The following is an 18,898-nucleotide window of genomic DNA, read 5'->3' as shown; positions in this document are numbered from 1 at the left end:
CGCCGTGACACCGACGACCGTCGCACCGGCGCAGGCCGGTGCCTACGGCGGGGCGATCGGGCGATGCGGCGAGGCTCATCCGACCAACGGGGCGGTAGGCACCGGCCTGCACCGTTGCGACGTGTTGAAACGCGTCATGCTCTTGGCTTCGATCGCGTTCGCTTCCCCGGTCTTCGCCAACCCGCCGGTCACCGTGGAAGGCACGCATTTCGTCCGTAACGGAAAGCCTTACCAGATCATCTCGGGCGACCTGCACTTCCAGCGCATTCCACGCGCGTACTGGAGCGACCGCCTGCGCAAGGCGCACGCCATGGGCCTGAACACGATCACCACCTACGTCTTCTGGAACCTGATCGAACCGACCCCCGGGCATGTCGATTTCAGCGGCAACAACGACGTGGCCGCTTTCGCGAAGGCGGTGCAGGCCGAGGGCATGAACCTCATCCTGCGTCCCGGCCCGTACGTCTGCGGCGAATGGGACGCGGGCGGATATCCGGCCTGGCTGTTCGCCATACCGGGCATGCGCGTGCGCACGCGCGATCCGCGTTTTCTCGCCGCTTCCGAGCGTTACCTCGTGCGACTCGGCAAGGAACTGGCACCGCTGATGGCCAGCCGCGGCGGCCCGATCATCGCCACCGAACTGGAAAACGAATATGGGTCGTACGGCGACGACAAGGCCTACCTGGTCGACGTGCGTGCCATGCTCCAGCGCGCCGGGCTCGCCGACGACCTGCTGATGACCTACGACGGCCCCGACCTGCTCGCCAACGGCAGCTTGCCCGGTGTCACGGCGGTGATCGACTTCGCGCCGGGCGAGGCGAAGAAGAGTTTCCAGATGCTCGAACGCTACCGTCCCGGCGCACCGCGCATGGCGGGCGAATACTGGGCCGGCTGGTTCGACCACTGGGGCGAGAAGCACGCGCACACCGACGGCAAGCGCGAAGCGGACGAACTGGCGTGGATGCTCGAACAGGGCTACTCGGTCAACATCTACCTCGTGCACGGCGGCACCAACTTCGGCTTCATGAACGGCGCGAACTTCCAGGGCAATCCCTCCGACCATTACGCGCCGACCACCACCAGCTACGATTACGACGCCGCGCTCGACGAAGCCGGACGACCGACGGCGAAATACACGATGTTCCGCGACGCGATCGCCAAGGCGACCGGCCGGACACCGCCGCCCGTGCCCAACTCGCGACCCGTGGGAACCCTTCCCCCGTTCACGCTCGACGAGTCCGCCTCGCTGTGGGACAACCTGCCCGCCCCGCAGGCTTCCGATCAGCCCAAGCCGATGGAAGCCTATGGCCAGTCCTATGGCTACATCCTGTATCGCACCACCGTGAAAGGCCCCTTCCACGGCGCGCTCTACCTCGGCGACGTACGCGACTACGCCGTGGTGTACGTCGACAAGAAGTCGAACGGGACCGTGGATCGCCGCTTCAAGCAGGTGTCCGTCGACATCGACATGAGCGCGGGCGAACACACCCTCGACGTACTCGTGGAGAACACCGGGCGCATCAACTACGGCCCGCGCATGGAAGACAGCCGCGCCGGCATCGTCGACCCGGTACTGCTGGGCGACACCGTCCTGCACGGCTGGCAGGCCTTCCCCTTGCCGATGACCTCGACCGATGCGATCCGAGGCTGGACCACCGCGAAGGTCGAGGGGCCGGCGTTCCATCGCGGCAAGGTCACCGTCGATGCGCCCGCCGACACCTTTCTCGACACGCGCGCGCTCGGCAAGGGCGCCGTCTGGCTCAACGGCGCCAACCTCGGCCGCACCTGGTCGATCGGCCCGCAACACGACCTGTACGCCCCCGCGCCCTGGTTCCGCCACGGCGAAAACAGCGTGGTGGCGTTCGACCTGGAAACGCGAGACAAGCCCGTGATGCGCGGGGTCGACCAGCGCCTGTGGAGCACGCCCTGATATGTCCAAGGAAACCTCTCCGATGTCGAAGCAAGCTCCCTTTCGCCTGAAAACCGTGCTCGCGGTGGCGCTGCTGGCCGCGTTGCCCGCGATCACGCGAGCCGAATCCTTCGTGGACGTGAAGCCCTCCCCGCAGCAGATGGCTTGGCAGGACCTCGAGTTCGGCGTCATCGTGCACTTCGGCACCAATACCTTCCTCGATCGCGAATGGGGCGACGGCACCGCCGCGCCATCCGTGTTCAACCCCGACAAGGTCGATCCCGACCAGTGGGCGCACGCGGTGAAGGCGGCCGGCGTGCGGTACATGGTGCTGGTGGCGAAGCATCACGACGGCTTCGCCCTGTGGCCCACGGGCCAGACCGACTACTCGGTGAAGGCCAGCCCGTGGAAGGGCGGCAAGGGCGACCTGGTGCGCATGGCATCGGAGGCGGCGAAGAAGAACGGCCTGGGCTTCGGCGTATACCTGTCGCCGTGGGATCGCCACGATCCGCGATACAAGGATTCCGCGGCGTACGACAAATACTATCTGGCCGAGATGGGGGAACTGGTGCAGAACTACGGCCCGCTCACCGAGTGGTGGCTCGACGGCGCGGGAAGCGCGGGCCATGTCTACGACTTCGCGAAGTACGTGGAAACGCTGCGCACCTACCAGGCCAACACCATGGTCTTCGCCGACGTGGCGCTGTTCGATTACGGCGACATCCGCTGGGTGGGCAACGAGCAGGGCATCGTGCAGGGCGAGAACTGGAACGTGATCGACCGCCATGGACAACTGCGCTGGCGCCCGTTGGAAGTGGACACGCCGTTGCACAAGAACCATTGGTTCTTCAGCTCGAAGCCCGACTTCGCCGCATCGCTCAAGACCGTGGGCGAGCTGATGGACAACTGGGAAAGCAGCGTCGGCCATGGCGGCCAGCTCATGCTCGGCGTGGCGCCCGACACGCACGGACTGCTTCCCGAGGCCGACGTGCGTCGCCTGGCCGAGTTCGGCCAGGCACTAAAGGCGCGTTATGGCCATCAGGCGAACCTGGTCGCGAAACACGCCGCCACCGACGACAACACGGCCGCGGCGATCGACGACGATCCGTCGACGTTCTGGTCGGCACCCGCCGGTTCGGCGAACGCCATACTCGAGGTCGATCTCGGCCGCGATGTGACGTTCAATACGGCGATGAGCATGGAACGTCTTGATGCCGGGCAGAACGTGCACGCCTACGCGGTGCAGGTGTGGGACGGTTCGACGTGGAAGACCGTGGCCCAGGCGCAGGCCATCGGACACATGAAGATCGACCGCTTCGCGCCGGTGACGGCGCGGAAGGTGCGGTTGAACATCCTTTCGTCCGTAGGCACCGCACGTATCCGGGAGTTCAAGCTGTTCGACGTGAAGCCGTGAAGGTCTCGCTTCGCAGGATTCGCCGATACGATCGGCTCCCACCCCTTCGGTAGCAACCTTCCTACCGAAGGGCTGCCAGCTCGGTAGCTTTCTTCCTACCGAAGGGGTGGGAGCCGATCGCATCGGCGAACCCTAACGGGTCAGAACGCCGCGTTCCACCCGACGTTCACCCAGTGCGACCGCAGTCTCGCCATCTCGCGCCCAACGACGAGATCCAGGCTCGAATCCCCGAACGCGAGCCGCACGCCCCCCTGGTCGCTCACCGAACCACGACTCCAGAAGCGTTCCGCCAGCAACGACCAACGCTCGTCCAACGCGTAGGACACGCCGGCACCCTCGATCGGATGGGCCGAACGATCGCGCTCACGATCTACACCGAGATCGAGATCGACCATCCAGCGCCGGACATCGTCCAGGCCGAACGAGGTGGACGCATAAGCCTGCGAAGCCATGTAACGACCGTGCTGGTAGGTGGTGTTGACCTCGACCGCGAGCCCGATGCCGTGATCGTCGCCGTTGCGCAATTGCCATTTCACCGCGGGCGAGAGACCGAGCCCAACCTCATCCTGCTGCCGATGCAGTGACAGACCGAACTCCACCGGCCCGACGCCGCACGCGGGCACGGCCCAGACACCGTCGGAGCCGTTGGACCACGCACGAAGCCAGGATTCCAGTTGACACTTACCGGCGCCGACGACCGAAGCATCGTCGACGAGATAGCTGCCGCCGGAGGCGTGCACGGGAAGAAGAACGAGGAAAAGCGCCACCGTCAGCGCGGCGGCAAGATAAAAGCGCATGGAGGGTCTCCCTACGGGCCGCCGGAAGGCGTGCGCATTGTCGGGAGGCTCCATGCCAGTGTCAATCGCGTCAGCGAACGGCGTCGGGCAACACGTCCCAGATCTTCGGATCCTCCGCCCCCAGCACCCAGGCGCAGAAGCCCTGCAACCCATATTGCTTCGTTACATCATAACGATCGCGAAACGCATGCGCGTCGGGCAGGAACACCCATTCCCGCATCTGGTCACGGTAGAAATAGAACCACGACTCGTGTTCCACCGGATCCCACTGCATCGTCACGTTGAACTGCCTGGCCAGGGGAAACGATTCGTCGGCGTCGATGTAGCTCGCCGAGATGTTCGAATCTTCCTTTCCGCCGGCTTTCACCGGATTGCCGGCATACCAGTGGTAACCGTATAGGCCGATACCCAACGACAGCTTCTCTTTCGGCACCACCTTCAGCGCGTATTCGAGGTTCTCCATCACCCACGGCATCCCGGCGACAGGGCCAGGCGTGGTCCAGCGCGTGTGCTGGTCGTAGGTCATGATGCAGACGATATCGAGCACCTGCGCCAGCGCCTTCAGATCGTAGGCTCCGCGCCAGTACTCCCAGATCCACTTGCTGAAAGCCCCCTCCCCCGCATGGCCCGGCGCGTTCGGCACCACGGCAGCCGACAGCTGCAGTCCCTGCCGGTGCAACGCCTCGTACGTCTGCTTCGTCAGCAACGTGAACGCATCGCGGTCGGTCCAGGCGATGTTCTCGAAATCGAACTGATAGCCGACGTAGCCATGTCGCTTCGCCTGCTCGATCAGGCTCTCGATCATGGCGCGCTTGGCTTTTTCGTCACCCAGCAGCGCATGGAACTTCGCCCGGTCGCCGCCGGCGGAAACGATCGGCATCACCGGAAGGCGGTGCTTCTTCGCGATGTCGAGCACGTACTCGTTGGGGCCGCCCGACACCAGTCCGTTCTGGTCCACGCCATACCAGGTCGGCACCAGCAGGTCGATCTTGTCGACGTGCGCTTCGAGCGACGCGATCGATTTCTGCGTGTTCATCATGTAGAACAGCGCCACCGGCGCCTTGGCAAAGGCGCCGAGGGGCATCCAGAGGACGCAAGCGGCGAGCGACAACAACCATCGTTTCATGGGGAGGCCTTGATGGGATTCGCCAGCGTGATGCGATAGACGTACGCATCGCTGCCGACGGGGTGGGAAGGAAGACGCAGGTGCAGGCCCTTGGCGTCCTGCGTGAACGCCACGGTGCCGCCATCGGCGAGGCGTTCCACTTTGGTGACCTTGTCCGTGGGCTGGATCGAATGCACCGTCACGTCGTTGCCCTTCGGCCAGCCCAGCTCGATCGCGTAGAGCTTGCCGTGACCCGTGGTGAAGCGGAAATCCTCGGGCGTGTACGGCTTGGTCTTGGTGTCCTGGAACATGCCGCCCTTCACCTCGGTCGGTCCTTCGCCGAAGGTACGCCAGGGCTTGCTGCCGTAGATCGCCTCGCCGTTGGTCTTTAGCCAAGCCCCCACGCTGCGCAAGGTGTCCTGTGCCGCTTGCGGGATGGTGCCGTCCGCGCGCGGTCCGACGTTGAGCATGAGGTTGCCGTTCTTGCTGACCACGTCGACCAGCAAATGGATGATGAAGGTGGGCGACTTGTAGGTGTCGTGCTCGATATAGCCCCACGACTCGTTGCTGATCGAGGTATCGGTCTGCCAGTGCGTGGGATGGATACCGGTGAGCTGGCCGCGTTCGATGTCGAGCGTGCCGGCACCCTCGGGCAGGTCGCCCAGCTTGTAGTTCACCACCACGCCGTCGCGCTTCGCGCCGTCGTTGTAGTAATACGACAGGAAGTCCGGCAGCGTGTTGCGAAAGGTGGGGTGGCCGATCCACCAGTCGAAGTAAATGAGGTCGGGGTGGTAGTCGCCGACGAGCTCGGCGGTGCGCGCCAGCCAGTCGTCCAGCCAGGCCTGTGAGACGTAGGTCCAGTCGTCGGAAAGGATCTCGTCGTGCTTGCTCAGGTGCGCCACCGCCGGGCCGTACAGTTCCGCGTTGGCCGGATCGTTCACGTCCGAATCGAAACGGCGACCGCCGTCGAAGAACCAGTCGTGCTCGGCGCGATGCGACGACACGCCGAAGTGCATGCCCTGCCCGCGGATCGCCTTGGCGAGCAGGCCGATCACGTCGCGCTTGGGACCCTTCTTCACCGCGGTCCAATCCGACAGCTTCGAGTCGTACATCGCGAAGCCGTCGTGGTGCTCCGCCACCGGCACCACGTACTTCGCGCCGGCCTCGCGAAACAGCGTTGCCCAGGCATCCGGATCGAAATGCTCCGCCTTGAACATCGGCACGAAATCCTTGTAGCCGAAGCGCGATTGCGGTCCGTAGGTGGCCACATGATGGGCAAACTCCTTGGTGCCCTGCTGGTACATGTTGCGCGAGTACCATTCGCTGCCGAACGCCGGTACCGAGTAGACGCCCCAATGGACGAAAATGCCGAACTTGGCGTCGTCGTACCAGCCGGGAGATCGGTAGCCCTGCAACGAGGCCCAGTCCGGCCGAAACGGACCGGCCGCCACGCCCTTGGCCACCTTATCGAGGATCGCCTTGCGCTCCGGGGCGAATTTCGCCGCCGCCTTTTGCCAGGCCATGTCCTGGGCTTGCGGCGAGGTCTCGGCGTGGACGGCGAAGCCGAACAGGGCCGCCGCCATGAAACAGGCCAATCGCATCATGAGCATCTCCTTCCATACCGTCACGTCCGGCGAGGTGGTAGCTACTTTCATATAAAAAGCGACCGGCGGGGAGCCCAGGGATGAGGCCCCCGCCGGTCTCATGCTAAAGCTTGAAGTTGAGGGTCATCGAGTACGTCCGCCCGCTCTTGTACTCCCCGATGGGCGCGTACTTGATGTCGGCATACTGGTAATACGTCGAATCGAGCAGGTTCGTCGCGCTGAAGGTAACGCCCATCCACTGGTTGATCTGGTACGAGGCGCTGACATCCAGCTCTTTGTACGCATCGGCGAATACGTTCGAATTCAGTCGCCCGACCTGGGTGAAGTACGGCGATCGGCGGCTGTAATTGATGCGCGCCGACCAGGGTCCGTGCTCATAGTAGGGAATGATGTTGACCGTGTTCTTCGACAGGTAAGGCAGGTTGAGCTTGCCGCCATCGTCCTGTGTTTGCGTGGTGGCCTTGCTGTAGGTGTAATTGGTCTGGATGCCGAATCCGTAGCCGAGATCCTGCTGATAGATCAGCGACAGGCCCGACACCTTGGCGTTGGAGGCGTTGATCGGCGAGGTCACCGAATAGACGTTGGTCTGCCCGGTGGTCGGGTCGGTGATCGAACGATCCGCCGTGGTGGTGACGATGTAGCTGTCGATCTTGCGCACGAAGACCTCGGCCGACAGCAGGCTGGCCGGCGCGAAATACCACTCCGCCGAGAGATCGACGTTGGTGGACTGGTACGGCTTCAGGTTCGGATTGCCCGCGCTGGCGGTGAAATTACCCGTGCTCGCGCCGTTGAGCGTGGTGGCACCGGCCAGGTCGCCGTAGCGCGGGCGGGCGAGCACCTTGGACACGGACAGGCGCGCGACCTTGTCCTCGTCGATGTCGTAAGCCAGGTTGAACGACGGCAACGGCTTGTAATAGTGCGTGGTGGTGGTGACCTTGTTGTACGTCGGGTCGACGTCGCTGTTCAGGTAATACGACGACGTGTCCTTGGTATCGACGTAACGCACGCCCACGTTGCCGCGCCACTGGCCCGACTGGTAATCCACCTGGAGGTAGGCGTCCTTGGTCACCTCGGCCACGCCGAACATCGCCGGGTAGTTCAGCGTGTACGGTCCCTGCGGCTGCGACTTCAGGTAATCCACCACGGCGCCTTGGTTGGCCGTGGGCCAGTCGGTGAGGTCGCCGCTGGCATGCAGGCCGTCGAACAGGCCGCCCGGGGTCATGCCCGGCTCGAAGTCGTCCAGCGACACCGGATCGGTGGTGTTGATGCGGTTGCCGCGCGAGTCGGTGCCGTTGAAGTGGTTGGTGTACTTCAGGCCCATCTGGATCTTGTTGATCGGCCCCCACTCCAGGTCGCGTGAGGCATCGAACTGCGCGTAGCGCTCGCGATCCTTCGTGGTCTCGTAGTAGATGCCGCCAGCCTGGTTCTGCCCCGGCAGGCTGGTGTCGCCCGGGGGCGATCCCGGCGGCGACCCGGGCAGGCCCCAGTTCGCGGCCGAGCCGTTCTGGTAGTCCACGCTGGTATTCCGGCCGTCGTAACCGAAGTTGTAGCCGCCGTTCTGCAGCAGGTACTTCATCAGGTACTCGGGACTCTTGCCGCCGCGCGCGGCCGTGTAGCCCACCTGGCTGGTGAATACCCAGGCGTCGCCGTTGAAATCGTGGCGCAGGTTGATGCTCTTGGTGGACACCGTCGTCTTGCGATAGTTGGCGTCCAGTTCGGCGTAGGGCTGGCCGTTACCCGTGGTGGACGACACCGTGCCCGAGGTGATGTAGCCGTTGTCGACGTTGATGTCGGTCAGCTTGTTGAGATCGCCGCAACCCGGGCAGACATAGCGCGACTCGCTGAAGTTGTTGTACTTGCCCTTGACGTACAGACCGGTCAGGTTGAACTCGTTGCGGTCGTCGGGACGCCACTGCAAGGCCGACTGGATGCCGTTGCGCTCGCGTTCCTGCTGGAAATAGGCGCTGTTGATGCCTACCGGGATCTTGGCGTTGGCGTAGTTCGGGTCGCCGGTGACGTTCGGGTTGCTCGTGATGCCCGAGCCGGTGGTGTAGCCGAAGAACTCGATGCCCGCGCGCGAGAGGTTTTCCTTGTCGTGGGTGACGCTGGTGAGGAAGCCGAACGTGCTGTCGGCGTTCTTCCAGCTCCACAACGCCGAGCCGCGCGGATTGCCCTCTTCCGAGCGGTCGTTGTAGTTGTAGCCCAGCGAGCCTCGCAGCGTATTCGCTGGCAGGTCGAGCGGCTTGCGCGTGTGGATGATCACGGTGCCGCCGATGCTGCCCTCGTCGATGCGCGCTTCGGGCGACTTGTACACCTCCATCAGGCCGATGATCTCGGGCGACAGCAGCGAATAGTTGAAGGTGCGGCCGCTGGTATCGGTGGGATTGCCGCCCCAGTCGCCCGACGCGATGGTCTGACCGTTCAGCAGCACGCGATTGAGCGCGGCATCGGTGCCGTTGACGCTGATCTTCTCGCCTTCGCCGAACTGCCGATCCACCGTGATGCCCGGCAGGTGCGACAGCGATTCGGCGGCATTCGTATCGGGAAACTTGCCGATGTCGGTGGCACTGATCGCATCCACCACGGCATTGGCGTTGCGTTTGACGTCGATGGCTTTTTCCAGACTGCCGCGATAACCGGTGACGGTCACCTCCTGCAGTTGCTGCGCCTGCTTTTCCTCGGCTCGCTGTTGCGCGGTGCGGGGCTTGGCATCCTGCGTGGGCTGCGTGGCGTCCGCGTCCTGCGCGTGGGCTGCGGTGGCGAGCGCGCAAAGGATGCTCGCGCACAGCAAGGTCTTGCCGTTGGTCATGGTGTCTCCCCCGAAACGATGGCGTGGTGGGGCCCCGCCCTTGCGGGCGTGCGTTTCTTTCTTGGTCTTGGATGGACATCGCGCCGTTGGCCTTGGCGCCTTCAGTGCCTGCGGGAAACACCACGACAACCCGCCGACCCCTCGCCGACAACGTTGTCATTTTCAGGATGCACGTTTCCCGCGAATCCGTTCACTGGCGAACTGAGTATTCACATACGTTTTGTAGGGGGCAAGCTGCGATGCAACGGACTTTTTATGAAAGCGCACGGGCGTTTTCGCAAACCGTCAAGGCGCATGCTCGAAGCGACGGGTTTGGATACAGTACTAGACAAGTTCACATATAAACGTAGTATTCATTAACGCTCATACGCTTCGGGACCCTACGATGACCCAGGGAAAGCCGCTCTCGCCCCTCGCCTTCGGTGGCGCGCCCGTGGGCAATCTCTATGCGGAAGTACCCGAGGTCCAGGCGCTCGACACCATCCGCCACGCGTGGGACCAAGGCATCCGCCACTTCGACACCGCCCCCTACTACGGCTTCGGCCTCAGCGAATCCCGGCTCGGCACGGCGCTGGCCGAGGTACCGCGCGGCAGCTACACGGTGTCCACCAAGCTGGGCCGCGTCATCGAGGACGCCGAAGGCCGTGACGGCCGAGCCGACGGATTCGCCGTACAGGGGCGTCGCGCGCGCTTCGATTACAGCCGCGACGGCCTGCGGCGCAGCCTCGAGGCCAGCCTGCACCGCCTGCGCACGGATTACGTCGACATCCTTTTCCTGCACGATATCGGCGCCCTCACCCATGGTGCCGATCATCCGCGCATCCTCGCCCAGGCGCTCGACGAATCGCTGCCCGCCATGGCGCGGATGCGCGAGGAAGGCCTGGTCGGGGCCATCGGCATCGGCGTGAACGAACAGGCGGTCTGCCTGGAGGTGATGGCTCGCTTCCCCCTCGACACGATCATGCTCGCCGGGCGTTACACGCTGTTCGAGCAGCACGCCAGTCGCGAGGTCATGGCGCGCGCCGACGCCGCGGGCATCTCGATCCTGGTCGCCGGGCCCTATAACTCGGGCCTGCTCGGCGGCAACGACCGCCCCGGCGACACCTACGACTACGCACCGGCCACGCCGGACATCCGTGCACGTGCCCAACGCTTCTACGAGGTGTGTCGCGAGACGGGAGCCAACGTCGGTGCCGCCGCGCTGCAATTCCCGCTGGCTCATCCGGCGGTAGCCAGCGTGGTGTGCGGGCTGCGTTCCGTGCGGGAGGTCGACGCCGCGTTGGCCCGGCGGCGCGATGCCGTTCCTGCGGCTACGTGGCAAGCGCTCCGTGCGGCGGGCCTGATCGAGGCCGGGGTACCGACGCCATGATCGTCGATGCCCACCGGCATTACTGGAATCCATCGCGCTTGCATTACGGCTGGCTGGCCGATGCACCGGCGGCGCTGCAACGCAAATTCCTCCCCGAGGATGCCACCGACCTCACCGATGCGTGCATCCTCGTGCAGGCGGCGCCCGACGAGCGCGAAACGCGTTATCTGTTCGAACTGGCGGCCACCGTGCCCAACGTACTCGGCGTGGTCGGCTGGGTGGACATGGAAGCCGCCGACGTGGCCTCGCGCCTGGATGCACTGATCGCCGATGGACACGGGCTGCTTCGCGGCATCCGCCCCATGGTGCAGGACATTGCCGACACCGGATGGCTGGCTTCGGCCTCGCTCGACGCCGCCTTCGACGCCCTGCGCGACCGAGGTCTCGTTTTCGACGCCCTCGTCGATGCCCGGCACCTGCCCGCACTGCACGAACGCCTTGCCAGGCATCCGGACATACGCACGGTAATCGATCACGCGGCCAAGCCGGACATCGCCGGGGACGGATTCGCCGGATGGAGCCGCGCCATCGCGCGCCTCGCGCGGATGCCCGAGGTGTACTGCAAGCTATCCGGGCTGATCACGCTGACCGGCCCCATCGCCGACGAACGCGCGCTGGAGCCTTACGTTTCTCACCTCTTCGACACCTTCGGTCCGTCGCGCCTGATCTGGGGCAGCGACTGGCCGGTGCTCACCACGCACGCCAGCTACGACGCGTGGAAGACCTGCGCTCGCGGGCTCGTGCAACGCCATGCGCCCGGCGCGATCGACGCCATCTTCGGCGGCAATGCGCTCGCCACCTATGCCATCGCAACGAGGACTTCGCCATGACCCGGAGAACGAGCCACGCGGGAATCGCCGATACGATCGGCTCCCACCCATTAGGTAGCCACCTTCCTGCCAATGGGGTGGGAGCCGATCGCATCGGCGAAGGGAGCCTTGCATGAGCGGCCGCCTCGCAGGCAAACATGCCCTGGTCACGGCCGCGGGCGCCGGCATCGGCCGCGCCACCGCCCTGGCCTTCGCCGCCGAAGGCGCGACGGTGGTCGCCACCGACATCGACGAAACGGCGCTCGCCGGTTTGAAGGCCGAGCGCCCGTCGATCGCCACGCATCGCCTGGACGTGACCGATCCGGCGCAGATCCAGGCCGTGGTGAACGGCGCGGGTGCCATCGACGTGTTGTTCAACTGCGCGGGCTTCGTGCACGCCGGCACCATCCTCGACACCGACGAAACGAGCTGGCGCCGTTCCTTCGCGATCAACGTCGACAGCATGTTCCACACGTGCCGCGCCGTGCTGCCCGGCATGCTCGAACGCGGCAAGGGCAGCATCGTGAACATGTCCTCGGTGGCCTCCAGCATCAAGGGCGTGCCCAACCGCTTCGCCTACGGCACCACCAAGGCCGCCGTGATCGGCCTCACCCGTTCGGTCGCCGCCGATTACGTAGCGCGCGGCGTGCGTTGCAACGCCATCTGCCCCGGCACGGTGAAAACACCGTCGCTGGGCGACCGCGTGCGCGCCCTCGGCGGCGACGAGGACGCCGCATGGCGAGGCTTCATCGAACGCCAGCCGATGGGCCGCCTGGGCGACGCGAACGAGATCGCCGCCCTCGCCGTCTACCTCGCTTCCGACGAATCGTCCTTCACCACCGGCACCGTGCACGTCATCGACGGCGGCTGGTCGAACTAAGGGAAACACCATGAAACTCGCCCGCTACGGCGCACCCGGCCAGGAAAAACCAGGCCTCATCGACGGCGACGGCCATCTGCGCGATCTCTCCGGCGTGGTCACCGACCTCGCCGGCGACGCCATCGGTAACGCCGGCCTGCGGCGCCTCGCCGCCATCGATCCCGCCACGCTGCCGCGGGTCGAAGGCGAGCCGCGCTACGGCGCGCCCGTGTCGGGCATCGGCAAGATGATCTGCGTCGGCATGAACTACGCCGACCACGCCGCGGAAACGGGCGCGCCCGTACCCGAACAGCCCGTGCTGTTCATGAAGGCCACCACCGCCATCGGTGGTCCGAACGACACCGTGGTGATTCCCCGCGGCTCGGTGAAGACCGACTGGGAAGTGGAACTGGGCGTGATCATCGGCGAGGTCACCCGCGACGTGAGCGTCGACGACGCACTCGACCACGTGGCCGGCTACGCCGTCATCAACGACCTTTCCGAGCGCGCATTCCAGCTGGAGCACGGCGGCCAGTGGGTAAAGGGCAAGAGCTGCGACACCTTCGGCCCGATCGGACCGTGGCTGGTCACCCGCGACGAGGTGCCCGAACCGCAGAACCTGTCGCTATGGCTGGAAGTGAACGGCCATCGCTACCAGACCGGCAACACGCGCACCATGGTGTTCGGCGTCGCCGCGCTGGTGAGTTACATCAGCCGCTACATGACGCTGATGCCCGGCGACGTCATCAGCACCGGCACGCCGGCCGGGGTGGGACTGGGACTGAAGCCGCCCACCTACCTCAAGCCCGGCGACGTCATCGAACTGGGCATCGAGGGACTGGGCCGGCAACGCCAGGACGTGGTGGCCCACCCGTCGGACCGATCCTGACCTTATTCGAGCTGCCGGCGCTGGAGGCCGGATCGCATGGTGAAAATCACGGCGCTGGACACGTTCGACGTCCGCTTTCCGACCTCGCTGGCCCATGACGGGTCCGACGCGATGAATCCCGACCCCGACTATTCGGCGGCTTACGTGGTGCTGCGCACGGACAGCCCCGACGGCCTGGCCGGCTACGGCCTGGTATTCACCATCGGTCGCGGCAACGACGTGCAGACCGCCGCCCTCGCCGCGCTGGAACACGTCGTGGTGGGGCGCGCGGTCGACGACATCGCGGGCAACCTCGGCGCTTTCGCCCGCGAACTCAACGGCGATTCGCAATTGCGCTGGCTGGGCCCGGAAAAGGGCGTGATGCACATGGCCATCGGCGCCGTCATCAACGCCGCCTGGGACCTCGCCGCGCGCCGCGCGGGCAAACCGCTGTGGCGTTTCATCGCCGACATGACGCCGGAGGAGATCGTCGACCAGATCGACTTCCGCTACCTCACCGACGCGCTCACGCCCGGGCAGGCACTGGCGATCCTGCGCGAGGCCGAACCGCACAAGCGCGAGCGCATCGCGCAGCTGGAAACCGAAGGCTATCCGGCCTACACCACCTCGCCCGGTTGGCTCGGCTACACCGACGAGAAGATGCAGCGCCTCGCGCGGCAGGCCGTGGACGACGGCTTCCGCACCATCAAGCTCAAGGTGGGTCTGCGCCTGGAAGACGACATCCGCCGCTGCCGCCTCGCCCGCGAAACGGTCGGGCCCGATGTCGCCATCGCGGTGGACGCCAACCAGCGCTGGGACGTCGGCACCGCCATCGAATGGCTGCGTCCACTGGAAGACATCGGCCTGGCCTGGGTGGAAGAGCCCACCAGTCCCGACGACGTGCTGGGCCACGCGGCCATCCGCCGCGGTATCGCACCCACGCCCGTCTCCACTGGCGAACACGGGCAGAACCGCGTCATCTTCAAGCAGCTGCTGCAGGCCGAAGCGGTCGACCTCATCCAGATCGACGCCGCGCGCGTTGGCGGCGTGAACGAAAACCTCGCCATCCTGCTGCTCGCGGCGCATTTCGGCGTGCGCGTCTTTCCCCATGCCGGCGGCGTGGGTCTGTGCGAACTGGTGCAGCACCTGGCCATGGCCGACTTCGTCGCCATCACCGGCAAGAAGGAAGACCGCGCGATCGAGTTCGTGGACCACCTGCACGAGCATTTCGTCGACCCCGTACGCATCGAACGCGGGCGCTACCTGGCGCCGAGCGCACCGGGTTTCTCCGCGCAGATGCACGAGTCGTCCGTGCGCGACCACCTGTTCCCCGACGGCATCGTGTGGCGTGCCCTGCCCGTGGCCGCCGACGGCTGACGCGGGATGCCCACGCCCATCACGAACATCGCCGACTTGCGCGACCTCGCGCGCCGTCGCGTGCCCCGCGCGTTCTTCGAGTACGCCGATCGCGGCTCCTACGACGAGGTCACGTTGCGCGAGAACCGCCGTGCGTTCGAACGCATCCGCTTCCGCCAGCGCGTGATGGGCGACGTCGACCACCGCTCGCTCGCCACCACCATCGCGGGCCAACCCGTCAGCATGCCGCTGGCGATCGCCCCCACCGGCATGGCCGGACTGCAATGCGGCAGCGGCGAAATCCACGGCGCGCGCGCGGCGGCGAAGGCAGGCATTCCGTTCTGCCTCAGCACGGTGTCCATCTGTTCCATCGAGCAGGTTCGCGCGGCGGTGGAAACGCCATTCTGGTTCCAGGTGTACGTGATGCGCGATCGCGGCTTCACCCGCGATCTCATCCGCCGCGCCCATGCGGCGGGCTGCTCCGCGCTGATGCTCACCGCCGACCTCACCGTGCAAGGGCAGCGCCATCGCGAAATCAAGAACGGCCTGACCGTGCCGCCCAAGGTGACCCTGCGCAACCTCTTCGACATCGCGAGCAAGCCACGCTGGATCTGGAGCGTGCTCAACGCGCCCAGCCGCTCGTTCGGCAACCTCGACGGCCACATCAAGGGCGCCGACAGCCTCACCACGCTCGCGCAGTGGATCGCCGCGCAGTTCGACCCCACGCTTACCTGGAACGACCTGGAATGGATCCGCGAGATCTGGCCGGGGAAACTCATCGTCAAGGGCATCATGGACGCCGAGGACGCGCGCGAGGCGGTGGCGCACGGCGTGGATGCGATCGTGGTGTCCAACCATGGCGGTCGCCAGCTCGACGGCGCGCCCGCGACCATCGACGTGCTGCCGTCGATCATGGACGCCGTGGGCGGCGATATCGAGGTGTTGTTCGACAGCGGGATCACGAGCGGACAGGATCTGCTCAAGGCGCTCGCGCGCGGAGCGCGTGCCGGGTTGATCGGCAAGGCGTTTCTCTACGGGCTCGGTGCGGGTGGCGAGGCCGGGGTGACGAGGGCCATCGAGATCATCCGGCGGGAGTTGAGCGTGAGCATGGCGCTGACCGGCGCGCTGGATGCCACGCGGGTATCTTCGGACATTCTTTGGCGCGGGTGAAAAGCCGCATCACCTCATCGCGACGACCGTGCGCATCGCGCCGGGTTCCTGCGTACGCAGGAACGACGAGCTACGAAATTTAGCGCCGAGGGATCTCCCTCACGTCGCTTCCGCCCACGCAGGAACGACGAGCTACGAGATTACCGCCCGGGGATATCCCTCACGTCGTTCCTGCGCACGCAGGAACCTGGCGCCGTGCTTCCGGTTTTGGCGAAACATCCCCTGCGGCTCTTTCAACACCCCGCCAGGTCGAAAATCCGCTCCATCGGCACCCACTTCTCCCCAGCCTTCGCCCAGGGCAACGGCTGCTGGAACGTCGACATCAACGCCTCCCACGCCTGCACGCGCTCGCTGGCCGCATCGGCCGCCGCTTTCGCGGAGGCGTCGAAGTCCCCTCCCACCCGCATCAGCATCACCAGCCGGTTCCCCGTGCGGAAGATCTGCATGTCGAGGATCCCCGCTTCACGGATCGATGCCACGATCTCCGGCCAGATGAATTCCTTCCGGTGCCAGCGTTCGTACTCCGCAATCAGTGCCGGATCGTCGCGCAGGTCGAGGGCGAGGCATTGCCAGGTCATGCCCGCGCCCCCCGGCGAATCAGCGCGAAGGCGAAGATGGCCACGAAGCAGAGCATGGGCACGACCATCGCATGCGCGATGCCCAGGCAGTCGGACGTGGCCCCCATCACCGCAGTGAGTACCGCGCCACCGACGATGGACATCACCAACAGTGAGGCGCCGAACTTGCGCTCGGTATCCCCGCGTCCCTCGATCCCCAACGCGAAAATGGTGGGGTACATGATCGACATGAAGAAGCTGGAGGCTACCAGCGCATAAATGCCCATCTGGCCCGGCACGAAGGCGGCGAACGCCGCCAGCGCGACGTTGATCGCGGCGAACGTACCCAGCAAGCGCGCGGGCCGCAGGTGTTTCATCAGCGCGGCGCCGGCGAACCGCCCGGCCATGAAGCACAGCAGGCCCGCGGTGATGTAGTTGGCCGCGGTGCGTTCGGCGGTGCCCGGCATGGTCGCCTGCGCATAGCGGATCATGTAGCTGAACACCGCCACCTGAGCACCCACGTAGAAGAACTGCGCCGCTACCGCCGCCATGAAGCGCCAGTCGCGCAGCAGGCGGCCCAGCACGCCCTTCTCCGCCGCATGCGCTTCGTCCGCGACCGTGGCGGGCGGAAAGCGCGTGATCGCGATGATGACGGCCCAGGCGATCACCCCCAGACCGATCACCAGGTAAGGCATCTGCACCGCCGCCGCTTCGCTTTTCATGAACGCCGTGCGGGCGGCGGCGTCCATCGCGGCCAGCTGCGCGGACGAACGCTCGACACCGGTGAAGATGAAATGCTGGCCGATCAGCACGCCGGTGATGGAACCCAGCGGATTGAAGGCCTGGGCGAGGTTCAGTCGCGAAGCCGCCGATTCGCGCGGACCGAGCAAGGTGACGTACGGATTCGCGGACGTCTCCAGGAAGGCCAATCCCGCCGCGATTACGAACAGCGCGACGAGAAACGTGGCATAGGTGGCCGTGGCCGCGGCCGGCCAGAACAGCAAGGCGCCGACGCCATAGAGCAACAGGCCGAACACCACCGCGGCCTTGTAGCCGAAGCGGCGCATGAAGATGCCGGCCGGAAGCGCGACGAGGAAGTAACCCAGGTAGAACGCGCTCTGCACGAGCCCGGCCTGGAAATCCGATAGCGTGAAGGCCTTCTTGAACTGGGCCACCAGCACGTCGTTGAGGTTGTTCGCCACGCCCCAGAGGAAGAAGAGGCTGACGATCAGGGCCAACGGGAACAGGGCCGTCCGGACCACACCGTGCCGGGCCGCGGTCTCTAGTGCCACGTGCTGCTGCATGCTTCCCTCCTCATGACCCGCCCCGTATATTGTGCAAATATAAACTCGATATTTACCTGCATAACAAGCTGCGACGCAACATAGACGCGCGCGTATGGCGATCCGGCTCGCCCCGAAGCTAGACTCGCCACGCGCCATCCTTTCACGCCGCCACGGAATGCCATGCCCGCAGAGTCGCCGAAATACCGTGCTCCCGCCCTCGACAAGGGGCTGGACATCCTCGAGTTGCTCGCCCGGGCAACGCAGCCGCTGTCCATCGCCGAGATCTCCGAGGGCGTCGGCCGCTCGCGCGGCGAAATCTTTCGCATGCTCCAGGTGCTCGAGGAGCGCGACTACATCGCGCGTCCCGATGGCGAGGGAGCCTATTCGCTCACACCGCGCCTGTTCCGCCTGGGCATGGAGCAGCCGCCGGTGAAGAACCTCGTCGAGACGGCGATGCCCGTGATGCATCGACTCGCCGACGACATCGACCAGTCATGCCACCTCGTGGTGCCTTCGCAGGAGCAGATCGTGGTGATCGCCCGCGTGGATCCGCCCGGCGAAACGGGTCTGGTGGTGCGCGTGGGTCACCGCCGTCCGATGTCCCACTCGGCCTCGGGCTACGTACTGCTCGCCTGGCAGACCGACGACATCCGCGAACGCTGGCTCCGCACCCTGCTCGAACACGAGCCCGGCCTCAAGCGCGCCAAGATCGAAACGACCATCAAGGACATTCGCGCCGCCGGGCTCGCGCGTATCCCGAGCGAAGTGGTGGATGGGGTGACCGACCTTTCCGCGCCGATCGTCGAAGGCAACCACGCGGTGTGCGCCCTGACGGTGCCGTTCCTGGCGCGTCGCGGCGCAAAGGTGGACATGAAAGCGACGTCGCGCCTGGTGATGGACGCGGCGGCGGAGATTTCGCGGGAACTCTCGCATGGGGCGCCCGGCGCGGGCATGGCATAGGCGCCGCTTCGCCCGGTTCGCCGATG

15 protein-coding genes are annotated in these 18,898 nt (G+C 65.7%); 9 read left to right on the top strand and 6 right to left on the bottom strand.

The window, feature by feature from the left end; translation table 11 throughout:
* The first annotated feature begins 121 nt into the window (after positions 1-121).
* Together JNG39_RS05640 and JNG39_RS05635 are read left to right on the top strand one after the other, a co-directional pair.
* Positions 122-1,930, top strand: coding sequence for a beta-galactosidase family protein (locus JNG39_RS05640; protein ID WP_368310811.1), 1,809 nt, complete (start codon positions 122-124; stop codon positions 1,928-1,930).
* A 22-nt stretch (positions 1,931-1,952) separates the two neighbouring features.
* Entirely contained in the window at positions 1,953-3,323 is a 1,371-nt protein-coding gene (locus JNG39_RS05635) for an alpha-L-fucosidase (protein WP_368310178.1), read from the top strand.
* 140 nt (positions 3,324-3,463) lie between these two features.
* Here JNG39_RS05635 and JNG39_RS05630 read toward each other — a convergent pair whose 3' ends face one another.
* The 4 genes from JNG39_RS05630 to JNG39_RS05615 form a co-directional block, all read right to left on the bottom strand.
* Positions 3,464-4,120, bottom strand: a complete 657-nt coding sequence (locus tag JNG39_RS05630; protein WP_368310177.1) for a hypothetical protein — start codon at positions 4,118-4,120, stop codon at positions 3,464-3,466.
* A 70-nt stretch (positions 4,121-4,190) separates the two neighbouring features.
* The gene (locus JNG39_RS05625) at positions 4,191-5,246 is read right to left on the bottom strand and encodes a glycosyl hydrolase family 18 protein (RefSeq protein ID WP_368310176.1); all 1,056 of its coding nucleotides are present in this window, start codon (positions 5,244-5,246) and stop codon (positions 4,191-4,193) included.
* Positions 5,243-6,829, bottom strand: coding sequence for an alpha-L-fucosidase (locus JNG39_RS05620; protein WP_368310809.1), 1,587 nt, complete (start codon positions 6,827-6,829; stop codon positions 5,243-5,245). The genes JNG39_RS05625 and JNG39_RS05620 overlap by 4 nt, the downstream gene beginning before the upstream one ends.
* A 103-nt stretch (positions 6,830-6,932) precedes the next feature.
* Positions 6,933-9,638, bottom strand: a complete 2,706-nt coding sequence (locus tag JNG39_RS05615) for a TonB-dependent receptor (protein ID WP_368310175.1) — start codon at positions 9,636-9,638, stop codon at positions 6,933-6,935.
* Positions 9,639-10,023: 385 nt separating this feature from the next.
* Here JNG39_RS05615 and JNG39_RS05610 point away from each other — a divergent pair, with 385 nt between their 5' ends.
* The 6 genes from JNG39_RS05610 (at position 10,024) to JNG39_RS05585 (ending at position 16,069) form a co-directional block, all read left to right on the top strand.
* Positions 10,024-11,007, top strand: a complete 984-nt coding sequence (locus tag JNG39_RS05610) for an aldo/keto reductase (protein WP_368310174.1) — start codon at positions 10,024-10,026, stop codon at positions 11,005-11,007.
* Entirely contained in the window at positions 11,004-11,837 is an 834-nt protein-coding gene (locus tag JNG39_RS05605) for an amidohydrolase (RefSeq protein WP_368310173.1), read from the top strand. Before JNG39_RS05610 ends, JNG39_RS05605 begins: the two co-directional genes overlap by 4 nt.
* A 112-nt stretch (positions 11,838-11,949) precedes the next feature.
* Entirely contained in the window at positions 11,950-12,696 is a 747-nt protein-coding gene (locus JNG39_RS05600) for an SDR family oxidoreductase (protein ID WP_368310172.1), read from the top strand.
* A 10-nt stretch (positions 12,697-12,706) separates the two neighbouring features.
* On the top strand, positions 12,707-13,564 hold the full coding sequence (locus JNG39_RS05595) for a fumarylacetoacetate hydrolase family protein (protein ID WP_368310171.1): 858 nt from the start codon (positions 12,707-12,709) through the stop codon (positions 13,562-13,564).
* A 36-nt stretch (positions 13,565-13,600) separates the two neighbouring features.
* The gene (locus tag JNG39_RS05590) at positions 13,601-14,920 is read left to right on the top strand and encodes an L-fuconate dehydratase (RefSeq protein ID WP_368310170.1); all 1,320 of its coding nucleotides are present in this window, start codon (positions 13,601-13,603) and stop codon (positions 14,918-14,920) included.
* A gap of 6 nt (positions 14,921-14,926) precedes the next feature.
* Positions 14,927-16,069 carry an L-lactate dehydrogenase gene (locus JNG39_RS05585; protein ID WP_368310169.1) on the top strand — a complete coding sequence of 381 codons (1,143 nt, stop codon included), beginning with the start codon at positions 14,927-14,929 and terminating at the stop codon, positions 16,067-16,069.
* Between the two features lie 233 nt (positions 16,070-16,302).
* Here JNG39_RS05585 and JNG39_RS05580 read toward each other — a convergent pair whose 3' ends face one another.
* Together JNG39_RS05580 and fucP are read right to left on the bottom strand one after the other, a co-directional pair.
* A complete protein-coding gene (locus JNG39_RS05580) occupies positions 16,303-16,647 on the bottom strand; it encodes an L-rhamnose mutarotase (RefSeq protein WP_368310168.1) in 345 nt (114 codons plus the stop codon).
* Positions 16,644-17,930 (bottom strand): L-fucose:H+ symporter permease, encoded by a 1,287-nt coding sequence (fucP, locus tag JNG39_RS05575; RefSeq protein ID WP_368310167.1) that lies wholly within the window; start codon positions 17,928-17,930, stop codon positions 16,644-16,646. Before fucP ends, JNG39_RS05580 begins: the two co-directional genes overlap by 4 nt.
* A 162-nt stretch (positions 17,931-18,092) precedes the next feature.
* Here fucP and JNG39_RS05570 point away from each other — a divergent pair, with 162 nt between their 5' ends.
* Positions 18,093-18,872, top strand: coding sequence for an IclR family transcriptional regulator (locus JNG39_RS05570; protein WP_368310166.1), 780 nt, complete (start codon positions 18,093-18,095; stop codon positions 18,870-18,872).
* The last annotated feature ends 26 nt before the right edge of the window (positions 18,873-18,898 follow it).

Origin of the sequence: Luteibacter sp. CQ10 (assembly GCF_040900725.1) — a bacterium.
Lineage (GTDB): Bacteria > Pseudomonadota > Gammaproteobacteria > Xanthomonadales > Rhodanobacteraceae > Luteibacter.
The sequence above is the reverse complement of the archived record's forward strand: the minus strand, read 5'-3'. Positions and strand labels throughout refer to the sequence as shown.